The organism is Streptomyces sp. enrichment culture, from assembly GCF_964272855.1.
Taxonomy (GTDB): Bacteria; Actinomycetota; Actinomycetes; order Streptomycetales; family Streptomycetaceae; genus Streptomyces.
Genome location: NZ_OZ186847.1, coordinates 7,925,626 through 7,944,927, shown reverse-complemented (window position 1 = coordinate 7,944,927; position 19,302 = coordinate 7,925,626). Strand labels below are relative to the sequence as shown.

The 19,302-nt window shown below is 73.4% G+C and carries 18 protein-coding genes; 8 read left to right on the top strand and 10 right to left on the bottom strand.

All coding sequences use genetic code 11. The annotated features are described in order from the left end of the window. Nucleotides 1-7: 7 nt before the first annotated feature. Nucleotides 8-688, bottom strand: a complete 681-nt coding sequence (locus tag ACSU6L_RS35405) for an adenosylcobinamide amidohydrolase (RefSeq protein WP_437063603.1) — start codon at nt 686-688, stop codon at nt 8-10. Between the two features lie 156 nt (nt 689-844). Continuing rightward, nucleotides 845-1,300, bottom strand: a complete 456-nt coding sequence (locus tag ACSU6L_RS35400; RefSeq protein WP_437063601.1) for a GMC oxidoreductase — start codon at nt 1,298-1,300, stop codon at nt 845-847. On the opposite strand from ACSU6L_RS35400, the gene ACSU6L_RS35395 reads away from it, so the two are divergent. From ACSU6L_RS35395 to ACSU6L_RS35385, 3 genes are all read left to right on the top strand, one after another. Continuing rightward, nucleotides 1,280-2,365 (top strand): sensor histidine kinase, encoded by a 1,086-nt coding sequence (locus ACSU6L_RS35395; RefSeq protein ID WP_437063599.1) that lies wholly within the window; start codon nt 1,280-1,282, stop codon nt 2,363-2,365. The genes ACSU6L_RS35400 and ACSU6L_RS35395 overlap by 21 nt on opposite strands. A 126-nt stretch (nt 2,366-2,491) precedes the next feature. After that, nucleotides 2,492-4,012, top strand: coding sequence for an extracellular catalytic domain type 1 short-chain-length polyhydroxyalkanoate depolymerase (locus ACSU6L_RS35390; RefSeq protein ID WP_437063597.1), 1,521 nt, complete (start codon nt 2,492-2,494; stop codon nt 4,010-4,012). A gap of 254 nt (nt 4,013-4,266) precedes the next feature. Continuing rightward, entirely contained in the window at nt 4,267-5,697 is a 1,431-nt protein-coding gene (locus ACSU6L_RS35385) for a 3-hydroxybutyrate oligomer hydrolase family protein (RefSeq protein WP_437063595.1), read from the top strand. A gap of 3 nt (nt 5,698-5,700) precedes the next feature. Here ACSU6L_RS35385 and ACSU6L_RS35380 read toward each other — a convergent pair whose 3' ends face one another. The 3 genes from ACSU6L_RS35380 to ACSU6L_RS35370 form a co-directional block, all read right to left on the bottom strand. Further along, the gene (locus tag ACSU6L_RS35380) at nt 5,701-7,224 is read right to left on the bottom strand and encodes a sensor histidine kinase (protein WP_437063593.1); all 1,524 of its coding nucleotides are present in this window, start codon (nt 7,222-7,224) and stop codon (nt 5,701-5,703) included. Then, nucleotides 7,221-7,961 (bottom strand): response regulator transcription factor, encoded by a 741-nt coding sequence (locus tag ACSU6L_RS35375; RefSeq protein ID WP_437063591.1) that lies wholly within the window; start codon nt 7,959-7,961, stop codon nt 7,221-7,223. The genes ACSU6L_RS35380 and ACSU6L_RS35375 overlap by 4 nt, the downstream gene beginning before the upstream one ends. Nucleotides 7,962-8,064: 103 nt before the next feature. Beyond that, entirely contained in the window at nt 8,065-9,555 is a 1,491-nt protein-coding gene (locus ACSU6L_RS35370) for a streptophobe family protein (RefSeq protein ID WP_437063589.1), read from the bottom strand. 484 nt (nt 9,556-10,039) lie between these two features. Between ACSU6L_RS35370 and ACSU6L_RS35365 the strand changes: the two genes are divergently transcribed. After that, a complete protein-coding gene (locus ACSU6L_RS35365) occupies nt 10,040-10,915 on the top strand; it encodes a LysR family transcriptional regulator (protein ID WP_437063587.1) in 876 nt (291 codons plus the stop codon). A 13-nt stretch (nt 10,916-10,928) separates the two neighbouring features. Here ACSU6L_RS35365 and ACSU6L_RS35360 read toward each other — a convergent pair whose 3' ends face one another. From ACSU6L_RS35360 to ACSU6L_RS35350, 3 genes are all read right to left on the bottom strand, one after another. After that, complete coding sequence (locus ACSU6L_RS35360) at nt 10,929-11,072, bottom strand: hypothetical protein (RefSeq protein ID WP_437063585.1); 144 nt, start codon at nt 11,070-11,072, stop codon at nt 10,929-10,931. A gap of 88 nt (nt 11,073-11,160) precedes the next feature. Next, nucleotides 11,161-12,243 carry a cobalamin-independent methionine synthase II family protein gene (locus ACSU6L_RS35355; RefSeq protein WP_437065157.1) on the bottom strand — a complete coding sequence of 361 codons (1,083 nt, stop codon included), beginning with the start codon at nt 12,241-12,243 and terminating at the stop codon, nt 11,161-11,163. Nucleotides 12,244-12,459: 216 nt separating this feature from the next. Continuing rightward, complete coding sequence (locus ACSU6L_RS35350) at nt 12,460-12,627, bottom strand: hypothetical protein (RefSeq protein ID WP_437065251.1); 168 nt, start codon at nt 12,625-12,627, stop codon at nt 12,460-12,462. 287 nt (nt 12,628-12,914) lie between these two features. Here ACSU6L_RS35350 and ACSU6L_RS35345 point away from each other — a divergent pair, with 287 nt between their 5' ends. Together ACSU6L_RS35345 and ACSU6L_RS35340 are read left to right on the top strand one after the other, a co-directional pair. Next, complete coding sequence (locus tag ACSU6L_RS35345) at nt 12,915-13,289, top strand: hypothetical protein (RefSeq protein ID WP_437063583.1); 375 nt, start codon at nt 12,915-12,917, stop codon at nt 13,287-13,289. A 25-nt stretch (nt 13,290-13,314) separates the two neighbouring features. Further along, nucleotides 13,315-14,673 carry a tetratricopeptide repeat protein gene (locus ACSU6L_RS35340; protein WP_437063581.1) on the top strand — a complete coding sequence of 453 codons (1,359 nt, stop codon included), beginning with the start codon at nt 13,315-13,317 and terminating at the stop codon, nt 14,671-14,673. Between the two features lie 45 nt (nt 14,674-14,718). On the opposite strand, the gene ACSU6L_RS35335 is transcribed toward ACSU6L_RS35340, so the two are convergent. Further along, the gene (locus ACSU6L_RS35335) at nt 14,719-15,228 is read right to left on the bottom strand and encodes a carboxymuconolactone decarboxylase family protein (RefSeq protein ID WP_437063579.1); all 510 of its coding nucleotides are present in this window, start codon (nt 15,226-15,228) and stop codon (nt 14,719-14,721) included. Nucleotides 15,229-15,242: 14 nt separating this feature from the next. Between ACSU6L_RS35335 and ACSU6L_RS35330 the strand changes: the two genes are divergently transcribed. Both ACSU6L_RS35330 and ACSU6L_RS35325 read left to right on the top strand, forming a co-directional pair. Next, a complete protein-coding gene (locus tag ACSU6L_RS35330; protein ID WP_437063577.1) occupies nt 15,243-15,800 on the top strand; it encodes a MarR family winged helix-turn-helix transcriptional regulator in 558 nt (185 codons plus the stop codon). A gap of 174 nt (nt 15,801-15,974) precedes the next feature. Continuing rightward, nucleotides 15,975-16,481, top strand: coding sequence for a DUF6624 domain-containing protein (locus ACSU6L_RS35325; protein WP_437063575.1), 507 nt, complete (start codon nt 15,975-15,977; stop codon nt 16,479-16,481). Between the two features lie 76 nt (nt 16,482-16,557). On the opposite strand, the gene ppdK is transcribed toward ACSU6L_RS35325, so the two are convergent. Then, nucleotides 16,558-19,242 (bottom strand): pyruvate, phosphate dikinase, encoded by a 2,685-nt coding sequence (gene ppdK / locus ACSU6L_RS35320; protein ID WP_437063573.1) that lies wholly within the window; start codon nt 19,240-19,242, stop codon nt 16,558-16,560. Nucleotides 19,243-19,302 lie beyond the last annotated feature (60 nt).

Sequence of the window (19,302 nt, the reverse complement as noted above, 5' to 3'; positions counted from 1 at the left end):
GGGGGCGTCACGGTGCGGGCACCGCGTCGCGCACGGCACGGTGGACGGCCCTGGCTAGCCGGGCACCCCACACGGAACGGGGGCCGGCGAAGGCGTGCGCCTCGATGCCGGGGCCGGGCACGGCCGCGGCGACGCACACCGCGTCGGTCGGGGTGCCCGAGCAGTCGAGACCGGCGTCCAGCAGCGCCTGCACCTTGGCCTCGGTGGCGGTCGCCACCGCGTTGACCAGGGCGGCGTCGGTCAGGGCCACGGGCACGGCGACGACGGTGTTGATCGTGCCGGGCCCGGCCGGGACGGCCGTCCCCTCCGCCGCGACGGCGGCCCACCCCCGCACGGACACGCCCGCGGTGGCGACGGCCCCTACGCCCCCGTCGTACGCCTGCGCGTACGCCGAGACGTCGGCCGCGGTCATGAGGCCGACGCCCGGACCCCGCAGACCCATGGCGTCCGCCAGCTCGGCCAGGTGCCGGTCGGGATCGCGCCGGCGGTAACCGTGCGCCACCTGCGCGTTGAGCACCCAGCCACGCTCACCGATGCCGCCGCCGAGCACGGCGTTGCTGATCATCCGCCACCCCGGCCCCGGCGCCCACAGCAGCGCGGACAGCCGCTCGCCGTCCTCCGTACGCGTCGGACACTGCACGGAAAGCGGCCCGGGCACGGAACGGGGCCGGGGGACGAACACGGTCACCGGAAGGGACTCCTCACATGGGGCGGGGACCGCATGATCGTACGCACCGGGGCCGGACGGGGGACCACGTGAACCGGGCGGGCCCGGCCGCGTCGGCGATCCGGGGCCCTGCGCCGACTGTGCCCCGCGCCACCCGGCCCGCGCCTCGCGGGTGGGTCAGGCCCTGGCGAGAAGGTCGGCCGCCCGTTCGGCGAGCATGGTCACGGGCGCGTGGGTGTGCGCCCGTACGATGCTCGGCATCGCCGAGGCGTCCACCACGCGCAGGCCGGTCAGACCGCGCACGGCGAACTCCGGGTCCACCACCGAGTGCGGGTCCGCGCCCATGCGGCAGGTGCCGACCAGGTGATGGATGCTGCCGCCGGTGGCCCGGACGTGGGCGGCGATCTCGTTCTCGTCCTCGGAGAGCGCCCCGTCGGTGAGCGGCTTCCCGCGCCACCGCGCGAAGTACGGTTCCACCAGGACGCGTTGGGCGGCGCGGACGCCGGCCACCAGGGTCGCGAGGTCGTCCCCCTTCTCGTCCGACAGGTACCGAGGGTCGACGAGCTGCGCGTCGTGCGGGTCCGCGCTGCGCAGGGCGACCGTGCCGCGGCTGTGCGGGCGCAGCGGGATCACCCCCAGCTCGACGGCTTCGACACCGGCATCCTGGCGTCCCTGGCCAACCAGGCCGCCCCGGCCCTGGCCTCGCTGCGGCTCCAGGAGGAACTGCGCAGCAGCCGGGAACAGATCGTCACGGCGCGGGAGGAGGAGCGGCGTCATCTGCGCCGGGACATCCACGACGGGCTCGGACCGACGCTCGCCGGGCTTCGGCTGCGGGTCGAGAACGCGACCCTGAGCCTGCCCGCCGACGACCCGGTCCGCGAGGCGTTGCGCGGCGTCAGCGACGGCCTCGGCACGGCGGTCACGGAAGTGCGGCGGATCACCGAGCACCTGGGTCCCGCGCCGCTGGTCGAGCTGGGTCTCACCGGCGCCCTGCGGCAGTTGGTCTGCGCCTTCGACGGCGCCCGGACCCGGATCGACGCGGACCTCAGCCCGTCGTTCCTGCCGTCGCTGTCGGCGGCCGTGGAGGTGGCGGCCCACCGGATCGCCGCGGAGGCGCTGACCAACGTGGTGCGCCACGCCCGCGCCGCACACGCCCGGTTGCGGGTCCGGGTGGACGCGGACCGGCTCACGCTCACCGTCCTGGACGACGGGATCGGCATCGACCCCGAGCCTCGGCACCGGGGCGTCGGTCTGCGGTCCATGGCCGAGCGGGCCGCCGAGATCGGCGGGCACTGCTCGATCGACCGGCTGTCGCCCGGCACCCGGGTGTGCGCCGTGCTGCCCCGGTCGCGGTCCTGCACGCGCCGCGTGAGGCGCCGGCGCCGGGTGCCTCACCGGACGGACTCGGGGGCCGTACCGGTGGGCACCGCGCGCATGGCGCGCAGCGGTGACAGGAGGTTGAGCAGGACGCTCAGCGTCATGCCGGCCGTGCCGACGCACAGGGTGGCGGTCGCCCCGGACACGGAGCCCGAGACTCCGCCCAGGAGCCCGCCCAGCGGTGCCGCGAGCGGACCAGCCGCAGGCGCTCGCGGGGCTTGCGGACTCGCACGGCAACTCGTCGTCCTCCCGAGGGACGTCGGAAAGCTGCTCCACCAGGTCGAGGCTGCTGGAGCAGCAATACGAGGCGCAGCCGAATAGCAGACCGCGGGTGGCGGCACAACCCGTCCGGGTCCGCCTCGGGCCGGGCCGGGTGTGGGGCCCTGCGCCATACCGTTGAGCATTGAACCAGCTCTACGGTTCCGGGCACCTACCCGAGGAGCCGCCATGCAGCCACCACCACCCCACGTCGCGTCCGCACCCCCACCCGCCGATCCCCCGCGCCGCCGCCCGTCGGTACGGGTCCGGCGTGCTCTGCTGTCCCGTCTGGTGGCCGTCCTCGCCCTGGCGCTCGGAGCGGCGCTGATCGCTCCGGCGCCGGCCGCCCACGCGGCGGTCGGCCTCACCAGAGTCGGCGACTTCGGCGCCAATCCGGGCCAGTTGAACATGTACGTCTACCGGCCCGCGGCCCTGCCCCCGAACCCGGCGGTGGTGTTCGCGCTGCACGGTTGCACGCAGAACGCCCAGGGCTACGCCGACAACTCCGGACTGCCCGAACTCGCCGACCGGTACGGGTTCCTCGTGGTGTTCGCGGAGACGACGACCTCGAACAACGTCAACAAGTGCTTCAACTGGTTCCAGAGCGGCGACAACCGCCGAGGCCAGGGCGAGGCCGCGTCGATCCGGCAGATGGCCGCGCACTCCGTCTCCGCCTTCGGCGCGGACGCCCGCCGGACCTACGTCACCGGCCTGTCCGCCGGAGGTGCCATGACGTCGGTGATGCTCGCCGCCTACCCGGACGTCTTCCAGGCCGGCGCGGTCGTCGCCGGGCTGCCCTACGGCTGTGCCGACGACGTGCTCGGCGCGTACTCGTGCATGAGCCCCGGAACCGACCTCACCCCGGCCCAGTGGGCCCAGCGGGTCCGCGGCGCCCACCCGTCGTGGTCCGGCCCGTGGCCGCGCGTGGCCGTCTGGCACGGCGACCAGGACACCACCGTCGTACCGCGCAACGCCGACGAACTCCGGGACCAGTGGACCGCACTGCACGGCCTGTCCCAGACCCCGACCCGAACCTCCGCCATCGGGCCGAACGCCACCCGGCACGAGGAGTACGTCGCCGGGGACGGCTCGGTGGCCGTCGAGGTGAACCGGGTGCCGGGCATCGGGCACGGCACACCCGTCGATCCGGGCAGCGGCGCCCAGCAGTGCGGCGGCACCGGCGCGGCCTACTTCCTGGACTCGATCTGCTCCAGCTACTGGATCGCCCGGTTCTTCGGCCTGGAGGGGTCCGGCTCCCAGCCCGGTTCGCTGCCCGCTCCGACCGGCCTGGCCGCCACCGGCGCGACCGACACGACCATCGGCCTGGGCTGGAACCCGGTCGACGGCGCCACCGGCTACACCGTCTACCGCGACGGCGCCCCGATCGCCACGCCCGGCTCGGCCTCGTACACCGACACCGGGCTGACCGCGGGCTCCTCCCACAGCTACGCGGTGGCCGCCCGCGACGCCGACGGCAGGACGGGACTGCTGTCCGGCACGGTCACCGCGCGGACCACCGGCGCCACGGCCACCTGCTGGACCGGCTCCAACTACGCCCACGTCCAGGCGGGCCGGGCCACCACCAGCGGCGGCTACACCTACGCCCGGGGCTCCGGACAGAACATGGGGCTCTACAACACGTTCGTCACCCACACACTGAAGGAGTCACCGGCCGGCTACTTCACCATCGCGGACGGAGCCTGCCCCTGACGGACCATCACAGCGTCAAGGCACACTCCCGCCCGCTCGCAGGCACGCGCACCGCGCACCACGCACCACGCACCACGCACCACGCACCACGCACCACGCACCACGCACCAAGGACCACGCCTGCGGCCGGGCGCACGTCATGGCGGCAGACCACGTGCGTCGGCCGCTCACCATGGCGGGCGCGCACATGTTCCCTCGCCCCACTCGCCGCCTAGCCTCCAGGCCGTCCATCCATCGCACCCCGGAGGCTCTCGATGGCCCTGCCCAACGGCGTCACCAGGCGCCCGAGAAGGCGCACCGCTCTCGGCGCCGTCGCCCTGGCCGCCGCCGCGGCCCTGCTCCCCGCACCGGCGACGGCCCGGCCGGCCGCCCCCGGCACCGCGGACGGTCACTGCGCCGGCGAGTCCCGTCTACGGGTACCGGGTGCCGCGCACCAGGTGACCGACTGTCTGAGCGAGCTCACCACGGCCGGCACGGTGGCCTCCGGTCACACCGACCCGGCCGACTGGGCCGGCCTCACCCCGAAGGACCTCGCCGTGCCCGGCGGGGTGCCCGGCATCCAGATCGACGGCTACTTCCCCGACTCCTCCACCACCAACACCAACCACGGCTGGAACCACGACGCGCAGTTCGTCATCCGGCTGCCCGACCGCTGGAACGGGGGCCTGGTCGTGGCCGGCACCCCGGGCAACCGCGAGCAGTACGCCAACGACCGGGCCATCGCCGACTGGGTGCTGGCCCGCGGCTACGCCTACGCCGCCACCGACAAGGGCAACACCGGCCTCGCCTTCCACCGCGACGGCCGACGCCCCGGCGACGCGGTCGCCGAGTGGAACACCCGCGTCACCCAGCTGACCCGCGCCGCCCGCGCGGTGGTCGCCCAGCGCTACCACCGGCCGCCCGCGCGCACGCTGGCCACCGGGATGTCCAACGGCGGCTATCTCGTGCGCTGGCAGCTGGAGAACCACCCCGAGCTGTACGACGGCGGAGTCGACTGGGAGGGCACGCTCTGGCGCTCCGAGGGCCCGAACCTGTTCACGTTCCTGCCTCCCGCGCTGCGCCACTACCCCGCCTACGCGGCCGGCGGCCCCGGCGCGGACCGGGCGCGGGAGGAACTGCACGACGCGGGCTTCCCGGCCGGCTCGGAGTTCCTGTGGCCGTTCCACCACCAGGTCTACTGGGATCTGACCCAGCGGATCTACCGCGAGGAGTTCGACCCGGCGTTCGACGGCGCGACGGAGGCCGGCACACCCTACTGCGCCCCGGGCACCCCGGCCTGCGACGCCGACTACGACTACGCCGACCGTCCCGCCGACGTCCGGCGCGCCGTGGAGCGCGTCGCGCTGACCGGCCGTATCGGCAAACCGCTGATCACCGTCCACGGCACCTTGGACGTCCTGCTGCCCATCGGGCAGGACTCCGACGTCTACGCCCGGATGGTCCGGGAAGCGGGCCGGGGCGGTCTGCACCGGTACTACCGCATCGAGGACGGCACGCACACCGACTCCCTCGTCGACGCGTTCCCCGACCGGCTCCGGCCCCTGCTGCCCTGCCACCGTTCGGCCTTCACGGCGCTGGAGGGCTGGCTCTCCGCCGGGGACCGCCCGCCCGCGAGTCACACGGTCGCCCGGCCGGCCGGGGCAACCCCGTCGGACCTGCTCACCGGCTGCCGCCTCGACGGCTGACCGTCACCCCGGGTGGCCGGGCAGGGGGAGCAGGACGCGGAAGGTGCACCCCTGCCCGGGCTCGGTGTCGAGGTCGATGCGGCCGCCGTGCGCGGTGACGAGGGCGTGGGCGATGGCCAGCCCGAGGCCGGAGCCGGCGCCGGTGCTGCGGGTGCGGGAGGCGTCGGCGCGGTAGAAGCGGTCGAAGACCCGTTCGCGCTCCCCGTCCGTCAGGCCGGGGCCCCGGTCGGCGACTTCGAGGACGGCGTGGTCACCGACGGTTCCGACGCCGATCCGGACGGGGGTGCCCGGCGGGGTGTGGGTGACCGCGTTGCCGACCAGGTTGAGGACGACCTGGCGCAGGCGTGCCTCGTCGGCCGCGGCCGGCGCGGTGCCGGGTCTCCCGCCGCCCGGGCCGGTGAGGGTGACGGGCCGGTCGGCGTCGAGGGCGCGTACGTCGTGCAGGGCGTCGGCGGCCAGGGTGCGCAGGTCCATCGGCGCGATGTCGAGGGAGAAGGACGTGTGCCGGTCCGTGCCGGCGGGCGGCCGGTGGGCGTCCTCGTCGAGCCGGGCGAGGAGCAGCATGTCCTCCACGAGGCGGGTGAGGCGTTCGGACTCCTCGGCGATGCGGGTCATGGTCTGGTCGACGTCCTCACGCGTGGCCAGGGCACCCATGCGGTAGAGGTCGGTGTATCCCTTGATGCCGACCAGCGGTGTGCGCAGTTCGTGACTGGCGTCGGCGAAGAAGCGCCGCGTCCTGGACTCGGCTTCGGCGCGGGCGGCGAACGCGGTGTCGATCTGCGTGAGCATCTCGTTCAGGCACGCGGTGAGCCGGCCCACCTCGGTGTGCGGGGCGGCGAGTTCGGGGACGCGGTGGGAGAAGTCGCCCGCCGTGATGGCGGTCGCGGTCTCCTCGATGCGGGTCAGGGGACGCAGACCGGAGCGGACGGCGAACCATCCCGCCGCGGTGAGCACCGCGAGCAGCACCGTCCCGGCGGTGAGGGAGATGTTCCGGGTCTTGTCGACCGTACGGTCGACCTCGTCCAGGGAGGTGGCCACGACGACACTTCCCGGCGCTTCGTCCGCGGCCCGGAGGGGGAACCGCACGCCGGACCGGGGCAGGGCGATCAGGCGCCAGTGGTGCTCGCCGTGGCGGGCGCCGACGGTGAAGGGGCGGCCCCCGTGGGCCTGTACGGCCGCATGGTCGAGCTCCGGCAGGTCCGGTCCCCCGCCGGGGAGTTCCGTGCTCGCCTCGAACGCCGTGCGGACGGTGCCGGCGTCGTCGAGGTAGGTCACGGTCGCGTCGCCGAACAGGCCGAGGGCGCGTATCACCGGCGGGGTGTCGTCGGCGGCGGGCGGGGACAGGCGGGCGGCGATCTGCCCGGTCAGGACGAGCCGGTCGTCGACCCGGTCCTCGAGGTAGCCCCGCAGCGCGGTGCTCACCACGGCCCCGGTGGCGAACAGGCCCACGGCGACCAGCGCGACGGCCAGGAACAGCAGGCGGGCCCGCAGCGACAGCCGCCGCAGCGGACGCCCGGGGAAGGTCACGTCCGTGGCCCTCGGACGACGTATCCGATGCCCCGGACGGTGTGGATGAGTTTCGGCTCCCGGGTGTCGACCTTGCGGCGCAGATAGCTGACGTAGGTGTCGACGATGCTCGGGTCGCCGCCGAAGTCGTACTCCCAGACGTTCTGCAGGATCTGTTCCTTGGTCACGGTGCGACCGGTGTTGGCCATGAGGAAGTGGAGAAGCCGGAACTCGGTCGGCGACAGGCGGATCGTCCTGCCGCCGCGCGTGACGTGGTGGCCCTCCGGTTCCAGCTCCAGGTCTCCCACGCTCAGCCGGGACGGCTGCTCACCCCGGGTGCGGCGCAGGACGGCCTGGATGCGGGCGAGGAGTTCCTCCAGGTCGAAGGGCTTGGTGATGTAGTCGTCGCCGCCGAGCCGGAGTCCGTTGATGCGGTCCTGGCGTGCCTCGCGGGCGGTGACGAACAGCACGGGCACGCCGCCGCCGTGGCCCGGGCGAGGCTGCCGGGGCTGGGCGCGCAGGCGCCGGATCACCTCGAAGCCGTCCATGTCCGGCAGCATCACGTCGAGCAGGACCAGGTCCGGTGAGCGCTGCGCGGCGAGGTCGAGCGCCTCCTGTCCCGTCGCGGCGGCGTCCACGTCGAAGCCCGCGTAGCGCAGCGCTGTGCGCAGCAGTTCGCGGACGGTGGGTTCGTCGTCCACGACGAGCAGGTGGTCCTTGCGGGCCGCCGCGCGGGACGGAGGTGTCGGTGCGGTCATGGTCTCGGGTGCCGCCTCGGGAACAGCGTGGGGTCGAACCGTGCCTCGTCGGGGACCTCACCGGAAGTCCCCGCCTCAGGAGACCACAGAAGGGCTGCCGGGATCACAGGGGGGTCGCGGAAGCCGAGTCGGACGGGACTCGGACGCGCCCGGTGCGGGCGGCCGGCCGGGTGCCGCCGCGTGCCGTCGGTGCCGGGGTGTCGCGGCGGCCGGCGCGCAGCCCGTGCAGTCGGCTGCCGGCGTAGGCGGCGAGCCCGGTGAGGACGAACGCGGTGAGCCCGGACAGCCGTACGGCCCCGTCGAGACCGGCGGTGACTCCGCCCAGTGCGTTGTCCATGACGCTGATGCCGAGCCGCAGGGACCCCTGTGCCGCCAGGCACGTCGGCATCACCGCGAGGGCGACCGCGGTGGCGGTGCGCAGGGCCAGTTCCAGATGCCGGCCCAGCAGCGCGTCCGCCTCCTCCCGTGCCGTGCGGACGGGGGTGCGGGCGGCGGCGAGGTATCCGGCGAGCACCAGCAGGCACGCCAGCAGGACCAGGCCGATCAGCCACAGCGGCACTCCGGCCCCGGACCACTGTCCGAGGGTGAGACTCCGGTCGGCGGCCCCTCCCTCGGTCCCGCCGGAGCCGCCGAGCATGCCCAGCAGACCGCCGCCGTCGCTCTGTTCCCGCCGGATCCCGGCCTGCCAGGAGGCGCCGAGGCCGGAAGTGAGCAGCACCACCGGCAGGTTGGCGCCCGCCAGCAGCAGGGTTCCCGTCGCCGTGGCCGCCCGGTCGGCTCCGGTCAGGGCCGCGACGGCGGCGACGGCGGCCGCGGCCAGGACGGCGGCGGACACCGCCGCCCCGATCGCGGTGAGCGCCGACGCGACGGGGTTCCACTTCAGCCGCAGCCGGCTCAGCGCGAGGGGCCGGGGCAGGGTCGTACGCCGGGCGGCGACACAGCCGCCGCCGAGGACGACGAGGAGGCCGAGCAGTCCGAGGAGGACGGTGGTGGCGGCGTCGGCGCGGAAGGTCACCGAGGACAGGGCGTCGTCGGCGAGGGAGCCGATCCGTCCGCCGTTCCCGAGCCGGTCGGTCACCTCCCCGGGCAGCCGGGCCGTGCCCCGCGCCAGGGCCGCCGAGAGCGGCAGCAGCAGCGCGGCGACGGCGACCGCCCCGCCGGTCCGCGCGGCGAGCAGGGCGGGCGCCGGCCGCGCGCGACGGCGCAGGGGCCGGAAGAAGCCGAGACCGAGCACGGTCGCTCCGAGGAACGTCAGCGTCAGCGGCATCGCCGTCACCTGCCCTTCCAGGCCGACGGTCAGGCCCTCGCCCTCGCCCCCGCCCCCGCCCAGCATGCCGAGCAGCCCGGCGGCCGGGCCGTCGCCGGACGGCGACGCCGTCGCGCTCAGGCTCACGTCACCGCCGCAGGCGAGGCTCAGCAGCGCGGGGACGAGGCGGGACAGCGGCGCCATGTCGTCGGCGTCCAGGGCCAGCAGGGCCGCCCAGGCGGTGGCCGCCATCACCGCGAACGCCCCCGCGGCGGCGAGGGCCCCTTCCACGGCGTTGCGCCAGGGGCCGCCGGGTGACGCGAGGACGGGGGCTGACGCGGCGGGCATCCGGGGCTCCTTCGGCAGGGTTCGAGCGCGGGCAGGCGGGAGGGGTCCGCCTGTGCGGCAGCGGAGCCTGCCAGCCGTCGCTGGCCGAAGCCGGAGAGTTCCTGGGAGATTCCGGAGAGCCCACGCCCCGGCCCACGCCCCGCCCGCGGCTGTGCCGTGCCCACGGCAGGACGCTCCCGGGCATCCGGGCCGGAACTCTCCGGGAACTCTCAGGAACCGCACCCCCGCTACCAGGTCGCCGACGTGCCACCGCTGAGATAGACGCCGGCGAACACCGGCTGGCCGAGCACCGCGACGACATGCGCGGTGGCGACGGCGCGCAGCGACCACGCTGCCTTGTCCATGAGGTGGTCTCCCCCTCGTTCCTTCGGTTCCGGGAACGCTCATGAACATATGTGCGGAGGGCTATGACGTCTAAGATCTGTATCGCCATGCCGTTATGACTCAGGGGACATGACGCTGCCGCGAGCGCGAGGAGAGGCCCGTGGACCTGAACATGCTCAAGCAGTTCCTCGCGGTCGCACGGCTCGAGCACCTCAGCCGCGCCGCCGAGGAACTCCATGTGGCACAGCCGTCGTTGAGCCGCACCATCGCCCGGCTCGAAGCCGAACTCGGCACCCCGCTGTTCGACCGGGCCGGGCGGCTCCGCTTGAACGAGGCCGGCAAGCTCTTCCGCCACTACGTCGAACGCTCCCTCGGCGAGCTGGAGGCCGGGCGGCGAGCCGTCGCACAGCTCACCGACGAGGGTTTCGGCACCGTGCGACTCGCGTCGGAGACGTTCCTGACGCTGACGGGTCCGCTCGCGGCGTACAAGCGGGCCCACCCCTCGGTCGACGTCCAGCTGCACCAGATGGCCGCCGAGGACATGGCCCGCCGCCTGCGGTCCCAGGAGATCGACCTCTGCGCCGCCTCCCAGCCCATCCCCAGCGAGGGCCTGGAATCGGTCCTCCTGCTCGACGAGGCGGTGTGGCTGGCCACGTCACTCGACCATCCGCTGGCGGGCCGCACCTCCGTGAGCATCGAAGAGTGCGCCGACGAGCCGTTCGTGACCACCCGCAAGGGTCACTGGCAACGTCAGCTGCTCGACCGGCTGTTCGCCGGGCGGGGCCTCCGCCCGAAGATCATCTGCGAGGGGGACGAGCCCGGGGCCACCGCCGTCCTGATCAGCGCCGGACTCGGTATCGGTCTCGTCCCCGACATGGCCCGGCGTTCCACCGCCCAGACACCCGTCACCTGGATCGCCGTCGACAGCCCGGACTGCCGCCGCCTGCTCACCCTGCACTGGGGAGCCGACGCGCCTCTCTCACACGCCACGAGGCTCATGCGGACCACCCTCACCGGCTGGGACTTCACTTCATAGCCCCGACGGTGTGTCACACGTCCGCGCGGACGAAAACCGGCTTCAGCCGCTTCTCCGGCAGCGCGGTCGGCAGGTCCTCCCAGTCGATCGTCATAGCGAGCGGCCACGGTAGGGCCTTCAGACCGCCGGAGGTGCCCAGCGCACACGCCCCCGTCACGCGGCGTCCCGGGAAGCCGCCCTGCTACGCGTGACCGGCTCCCGGTGCGGGGCCGACGCCGGTCGTTCCCCGCACCACGTTCGGACGGCTACACCCCGAGGCTTTCCGCGGCCAGGCGGGTTCCCTCGACGCGCGCCCGGATCTTGGCGAACGCGGTCTCCCGCGACGTCGACGTGTCGTCGGCGAAAGGCGCGAAGCCGCAGTCGTCGCACGTGCCGAGCCGGCCCGGCGGGATGAACTCCGCGGCTTCCAGCACCCGGTCGCGCACCTCCTCGGGTGTCTCGACCCGGGGGTCGATGGGGTCGGTCACTCCGATGAAGACACGTTGGCCGGGCTTGATGTGCTGCCCCACCAGGGCCAGCACGCGGCGCCGGTCGTGCTCGCCGGCCATCTGGAGGTAGAAGTTCCCCGCGTTCAGCTCGAAGAAGCTCGGCAGGAAGTCCTTGTAGTCGACGTCCGCGCTGTGCGTGGAGTCCTGGTCGCCGCCGGGGCAGGTGTGGACGCCGATGCGCTGCCGCTCTTCGGGCGAGAAGCGGTCCAGCACCTGGTTGTTGAGGGCGACGAAGTCCCGCAGCAGCCCCCCGCTCGGGTCGAGCTTGCAGGACACCCGTCCTTCGGTGAAGTCCATCTGGACCTTGTGGGCACCGCCGTCGAGGCAGCCGCGCAGGTCGGCCTCCGCCTCGTTCACGAGGTCGTCGAGGAACTGCTCCCGCGAGTACTCGTCGATGCCGGCGGGCGGGTAGAACAAGCTCAGCATGGAGGGTGCGATCACCGCCTGCTTCACCGGGAGGTCGGTCATCGACCTGACCGTCCGCAGCACCTCGCGGGTCTTCCTCAGGTAGTCGCCGCCGTGCGTCCGGTACCGGAAGTTCCCCTCCGTGAGCAGCGGCAGCCGGCGCGTGTGGCCGTCGGCGAACGGCACGACCGCGCCGCCGGGATCGAGCTTCAGTCCCGCGACGGGATAGGTGGCGAAGCTCGGCTTGCTCTGCTCGCCGTCGGTGATGACCGGGGAACCCGTCTCGATGAACTGCTCGATCGTGTCGCGCAGTGCGCGGTCACGGTGCTCGTCGAGTTCCCGCTGAGTGATCCGGCCCTCCTCGAAGTCCTGGTTCGCCTGGATCAGGTGCGCCGGGCGCGGAATGCTCCCGATCGGCTCGGTCGGCAGGGAGATCTTCGTGCTCACGGGCTGCTCCTTCGATACGGCGGGGACCACGTCGGCAACGTACTGGAACGTTCAAGTTCCGTAATCCTCAAGGGAGTTTCTGTCACCCGATGGTGTGAGGCGGATGGCCGAGACCGCGTGCCGGAGTGGCGGGATACGTCCGCCCGGCCCGCCCGGACCGGGCGGCCTCGTCCGGGACGCGTCAGGGGCGTCCCTGACCTACCGCTACGCCACCACCGCCCCGCTGTTGGCCGGCGCCCTCGTCGACGTCTCTCCGCTGCGGCCGGGACTGACCCGTCGGCTCGCCTCCGGGGCGCTCAAGTACTCGGTGAAGACGTCACCGGTTTCGCTGTGGGCGACCGCGTCACCGGCCTCTGCCTCTGCCTCTCGCACGCCTACACCGAACTGACCGTGCTCCACTCCTCGATGGCCTCGGCGATTCCCGACCGGGCCACCGCTGTCGACGCCGTGGCCCTGGTTCGCAGCGGCCTGGTGGCCCGCGGCGCGTTCGAGGCAGGCCGCCCTGGCCCCGGCGACCCGGTCCTGGTCACGGCGGCGGCCGGCGCGGTCGGCACTCTCGCCCTGCAGTACGCGAAGGCCGGCGGGGCCCCCGCGCGGTCGCGGCCGTCGGCGGCGCGGTCAAGGCGGAGTTCGTTCGCGGCCTCGGTGCCGACGAGGTCGTGCTGTACGAGGACGGCTCCTGGGGCGATCCCGTCGACGTGGTCATCGACGGGCGCGGCGGACAGCTACTCGGCCCCGCGGTGCGCGCCCTCGCCCCCGGCGGCCGCTGGTCGCCTTCAGTTCGGGTGGCGGCACGATCGAGGCGTACGAGCTGCTCGTCCGCGGCGCCTCGGTCATCGGCTTCCAGATGGCGGCCGTCGCCCGGAACAGACCCGGGACGTACGCGCGCTGGCGCGCCGAGTCGTGGGGACTTCACCGCCACCACCCGCTGCGCCCCCGGCTTCTTCGCCGACATACCGCTCGCCGAAGCAGCCCGCGCCCACGAGATCACCGAGTCCCGCGGCAACCTCGGGAAGGTCGTTCTGATCCCCTGAGGCCCGGGACGTAGAGTGCGTCCTCGTGGACGCTGCTGAACTCGACCGCCGGGCCTTGGCGCACGACGGATGGATCCCTCCCCACCTGGTCTCCTGGCTCGTCGACCACGGCCATGCCGACGAGGTCGAACGCCAGGCGCGGGCCGGCGACTGGTTCTGTGCGCAGGCGTGGGTGCGGATCCTCGTCGAGGAGGACCGGCGGGACGAGGCGCTGGAAGTGCTCGCCCCGTACCTCGCCACCGGCTGGTGGGAGGCGGCCCACCGTGTCGCCGAGTTGCTCGAGGGGTGGGGGCGGGTGGACGAGGCGATCGCGGTCTTCCGCGCGAACATGCGGCCCGACGGGCGGCGGGCGCTGAAGTACTTCGCGCTGCTGCTGGCCCGGAACGGCCGGGGCGACGAGGCATTCGGCCTGCTAATGCCGCACCTCGACGACTGGTTCCTCGCCGACGCCCTGGTCGAGGCGAGCGCCGGCCTGGGGCGGGACGAAGAGCTCGCCACGCTGCTGGCCGCCCGTGTCGAGGCGGGCCGGGAGGGCGAGTGGCCGGACTTCGGTGGGCGGACCACCAGACCCGGCAACGCCATCGACCTGCTGGCCACCGTGCGCGAGCGGCAGGGGCGGGTCGACGAGGCGATCGCCCTGCTGCGCACGCGGCAGATCACGTCGGTCAACGGCCGTGACCAGCTGGCCGATCTGCTCGCCCGGCACGATCGGATCGAGGAGCTGCGGGAGTACGCGGCAGCCGATCCTCTCGGCGACGCCGCCCAATGCCTCGCGGAGTACCTGGAGCAACGCGGGGACGTGGCGGGCGCGATCGACGTCTACCGGACGCTCGCTCCGGAAGACATGCCCCACACGCCGGTGCTGCTCTCGCTGCTGCTGGCCCGGCACGGCCGGGGCGACGAGGCGATCGACCTGCTGAGCTCGCTGCCGAGCACGGCAGGCGGCGACGAGGACTGGGTCGTCGGCACACTGTGCACGCTGTACATCGAGCAGGGCCGCGCCGAGGAAGGATTGGCGCACCTCGACGGCCTCAAAGCCCGGGTCGGTGGCGAATCCGATGCCGAGGCGAGCGAGTTCTTCCGGCTGCGGACCAAACTCCTGGTCGCCTGCGGCCGCCGGGAGCAGGCGATCGAGGAGGCCCGCGCGCGCCCTGGATCGGCCGGCTGGCACGAGAAACAGAACCTGGCGAGGCTGCTTTCCGACGCCGGACGCCCGGAGGAGGCCGTCGCGGTCCTGGACCCGGCAGTCCCGGTCAACCGCAAGGCGCTCGCCGCACACCTCATGGCAGCCGGCCGCATCGAGGACTCCGTGGCCCTGTTCCGCGACCCGGTGAAGCAGGCCGAGCCCCTGAGCACGCGGATCTGGCCGGCCGTCGCGCCGTAGTTCGATGAGCGGGAGGGGGTGGGACCAGGCTGCCGTCACTTCATTTCACACCGCCCTGACAAGGCGGTTGGCGAATGTCGACATGGTGTACGTACCGATGCCCATGACGACTTCCAGGGCGTTGCGCTCCGTGTAGCCGTGCGCCAACAGGGCCTTGACCACGTCGTCGTCCACGGCGCCCGCGGTGGACAGCACCGCGAGGGTGAACGTCCGTATCGCGGCGAGGCGTTCATCCGCCGGAGCGCGTTCCTCCCGCAGGGCGGCGATGAGTTCCGGGTCCGCTTCGAGCTTGCGCAGCTTGCCGGTGTGCATGGCGACACAGATGTGGCACTGGTTGCGGACGGCGATGGTCATGATGACGACTTCCCTGGCCAGGGGGTCGAGAGTGCAGCGCTCGAAACTCGCGCTCAGGGACAGGAAGCCGTTGAGCAGTTCGGGCGAGGCGGCCAGCCGCGCCACGGCGTCCGGCATGATGCCTCCCGACGCCGCGGCCACGGCCCGCATCGCTCGTCGCGACGCCTGCGGGGCGTTCTCCACGCTGTGTGCAGCGAACATGGCACCCTCCTAATATGGTCAACGTGGTTGACGAACAGATGGTAAACCAGGTTGCCTTTCAGGGGAAGGGCGACGGCGACAGCGACGGCCGCGGGAACTCCGACCGGCCGAGAGCCGGCTACGAACTCCCCCTGCTCCTCTTCGCGGGCTTCCGCACCCTCATCGACGACGTGCACGCCGAGCTGGCCCGTCAGGGGCATCCGGACGCGCGCCCGGCACACGGGTTCGCCCTGCAGGCCATCGGCCTCGACGGCGCCACCGCCAGTGACATCGCCCGCCGCCTGGGAATCTCGAAACAGGCGGCCGGCAAGACGGTCGACCGGCTGGTCGCCCTCGACTACGCCGAGCGCGTCGACGACCCCGCCGACGCCCGGCGCAAGCTCGTGCGGCTGACAGCGCGCGGTCATGACGTACTGGCCCGATCGGCCGCGATCTTCGACCGGCTACGTGCGGAGTGGGCCACGGTCCTGGGCGAGGAACAGCTGCGTGCGATCGAGGACGGGCTGAGCGCCGTGGCGGCACCCGGGGCGTTCCGGCTCGACGCCGCCGGATGGATCGGCGGGATGGGCTGAGTGGGCCCACCGGGTCGGTTGGGTCAGCTGGGCCGCCTGGGGGCGGGAGTAGATCCATTATCGCGGTCCGCAGGGGCGCCTGTCACCATTCTCCGAAATGATCTTTCCGCCCGGAATGCGCTCTAACGTTGCGGGCAACGAGCACAACGTCACCGACACACACGGGAGTTGGAAGTGGCACACGACGTTGCCGCGCTGGCGGAGGAACTGCGGGCCATGGCCGCGGCCGATCACCAGTCCTCGGTCCACGCGAACAGCGACGACCCCGCCGAGCAGCTGGCCTGGCGCCGGCTGACCGCACGGCACGGCGACCGGCTCGCCGAGATCATGGACGAGTACGGCTGGCCGACCGCGGAACTCGTCGGCGAGGAGGCCGCCCGCGCGGCCTGGCTGGTCGCCCAGCACGCCGACCGGCAGCTCGACGTCCAGCGACGAGCCCTCCGGCTGATGCGGCAGGCGGTGACGGAGGGGGCGGCCGGCCCACGCGAGCTGGCCTTCCTGCACGACCGCACGCTGGTCAACGAGGGCCGCGAGCAGGTCTACGGCACCCAGATCGCCGGCGTGCGGGACGGCGCCCCGGTTCCGTGGCCCTGCGAAGAGCCGGAGCGCGTGGACGAGCTCCGCGCGGAGGTCGGCATCGAGCCCTTCGACGAGTACGTCGGCAAGTTCTCGACGGGCTGACGTCCCGGCGTGCAGGGCGTGCCCGGCGGGCGGGGCGAGGACCGAGGCCTGGGCGCGACGCACCGTGGTGCGGCACTCACCTCGTGTCGCTCTTCGTCTCCGCGCAGGCCGCCCGTCCGGCCTCCAGGCGGGCGACCGGGACGCGGAACGGGGAGCAGGAGACGTAGTCGAGTCCGGTGGAGTGGAAGAAGCGGACGGAGTCGGGGTCGCCGCCGTGTTCGCCGCAGACGCCGATCTGCAGGCCGGGGCGGGTGGCCCGGCCCTCGGCGACGGCGATCCGGACCAGACGGCCGACGCCCTCGCGGTCGATGGTCTCGAACGGAGACGTGCCGAACACGCCTTTTTCGAGGTAGGCGGAGAAGAAGGCCGCCTCGACGTCGTCGCGGGAGAAGCCCCAGGTGGTCTGGGTCAGGTCGTTCGTGCCGAAGGAGAAGAACTCCGCCACCTCGGCGATCCGGCTCGCCGTGAGCGCGGCCCGGGGCAGCTCGATCATCGTGCCGATCGGGCAGCGCACGGGGACGCCGGACTCGTCGGAGACCTCGGCCAGCACCTGCTCGGCCTGCTCGCGGACGAGCCTCAGCTCGGTGACGTCCCCGACGAGCGGAACCATGATCTCCGCCCGCGGGGCGCCGCCCGCCCGGGTGCGTTCCACCACCGCCTGGGCGATGGCCCGCACCTGCATGGCGACAAGGCCGGGGACCACCAGGCCGAGGCGTACGCCGCGCAGGCCGAGCATCGGGTTCTCCTCGTGCATGCGCCGTACGGCGTCGAGGAGTTCGGTGTCACGGGACTCCGGCCGCTCGCCCCGGGCCCGCGCGGCCGCGACGCGGACGGCGAGTTCGGTGTGGTCGGGCAGGAACTCGTGCAGCGGCGGGTCGAGGAGTCGGATGGTGACCGGGAGCCCGTCCATCGCCTGGAGGATTCCGGTGAAGTCCTGACGCTGGAGGGGCAGCAGCGCGTCCAGGGCCCGGTCACGGGCTTCGTCGTCGCGCGCGAGGATCATCTCCTCGACCAGCTTGCGGCGCTCGCCGAGGAACATGTGCTCGGTGCGGCACAGGCCGATGCCCTGCGCGCCGAACCGGCGGGCGCGTACGGCGTCCTCGGGCGTGTCGGCGTTCGCGAGGACTTTCAACCGCCGCAGCCCGTCGGCGAGTTCCAGCGCCCCGGCGACGGCGTCCACGACTCCGGCCGACCGCTCCCCGGTCTCCAGGTACCGCATGACCGCGGAGTCGGCCAGCGGCACCTCCCCCGCGTACACGGCACCGGCGGATCCGTCCACCGAGAGCACCGCGCCCTCCTCGACGACGGTGCCGTCCCGGGTCGTGAAGCGGCGGCCCGCCGGGTCCACGGAAAGTCCCTCGGCGCCGCAGACGCACACCTTGCCCATGCCGCGTGCGACGACGGCGGCGTGCGACGTCTTGCCGCCCCGGCTGGTGAGCACGGCCTGGGCGGCGACCATGCCGGGCAGGTCGTCGGGAGTGGTCTCCTGGCGGACGAGCACCACCCGCTCCCCGGCCGCGGCCCGCCGTACCGCCTCGGCGGAGTCGAAGACCGCCGTGCCGGCCGCGGCCCCGGGCGCGGCCGGGATGCCCCGGGCGAGCGGATCGCCGGTCGCGGAGGTGTCGAAGCGGGGGAACATGAGCCGGGCGAGCCCGTCGCCGCTCACCCGGGCCAGGCCTTCCTCCCGCGTGATGACCCCTTCGTAGGCCAGCTCGGCGGCGATCGTGAAGGCGGCCTCTGCCGTGCGCTTGCCGACGCGGGTCTGCAGCATCCAGAGGGTGCCGCGCTCGATGGTGAACTCGATGTCGCACAGGTCGCGGTAGTGCAGCTCCAGGGTGCGCGTGTGGTCGCGCAGTCGCCGGTACGAGTGCGGGTCCAGCCGTTCCAGGTCGGCGAGGGTGACGGTGTCGCGGATGCCGGCGACGACGTCCTCGCCCTGCGCGTTGGGCAGGTAGTCGCCGTAGAGGCCGGGCCTGCCGGTGGCCGGGTCGCGGGTGAAGGCGACCCCGCTGCCGGAGTCGGGGCCGAGGTTGCCGTAGACCATGCGCTGCACGGTGACCGCGGTGCCCAGGTCGTCGGGGATGTGCTCGCGGCGGCGGTACAGGCGCGCCCGCTCGCCGTTCCAGGAGCGGAAGACCGCGAGCACGGCCCGGCGCAGCTGCTCGGCCGGGGACTGCGGGAAGTGGTCGCCCGTCTCCTCGATGATGAGCCGCTGGTACGCCTGGACGAGTCCGGCCAGGTCGTCGGCGTCCAGGCTCAGGTCGTCGCGGGCGCCCCGCCGCTCCTTCAGCCCGGTCAGGATCCGGTCGAACAGGGCGCCGTCGACACCCATGACCGTGCTGCCGAACATCTGGACGAGGCGGCGGTACGAGTCCCAGGCGAAGCGCGCGTTCCCCGACACCTCGGCGAGGCCCAGGACCGACTCGTCGTTGAGGCCGATGTCCAGGACCGTCTCCATCATGCCGGGCATGGAGAAGCGGGCACCGGAGCGCACGGACACCAGCAGCGGGTCGTCCGGCTGTCCCAGCCGCCGGCCGGCGTCGGACTCGACGGCCGTCAGGTGCCGGGAGATCTGTTCGAACATGCCGTCGGGTTCCGCGCCGGTGGCCAGGAAGACCCGGCACGCCTCGGTGGAGACGACGAAACCCGGCGGGACGGGCAGGCCCAGCCGCGTCATCTCGGCGAGGTTCGCTCCCTTGCCGCCGAGGAGACCGGCCAGGTCACGGCCGCCCTCCGAGAAGTCGTACACGTAGCGGACCATGGCACCGCGCTCCTCTGCTGTGCAGCCGCAGCCGTCCGGGTTTGCTCCCTTCCAGTCTGG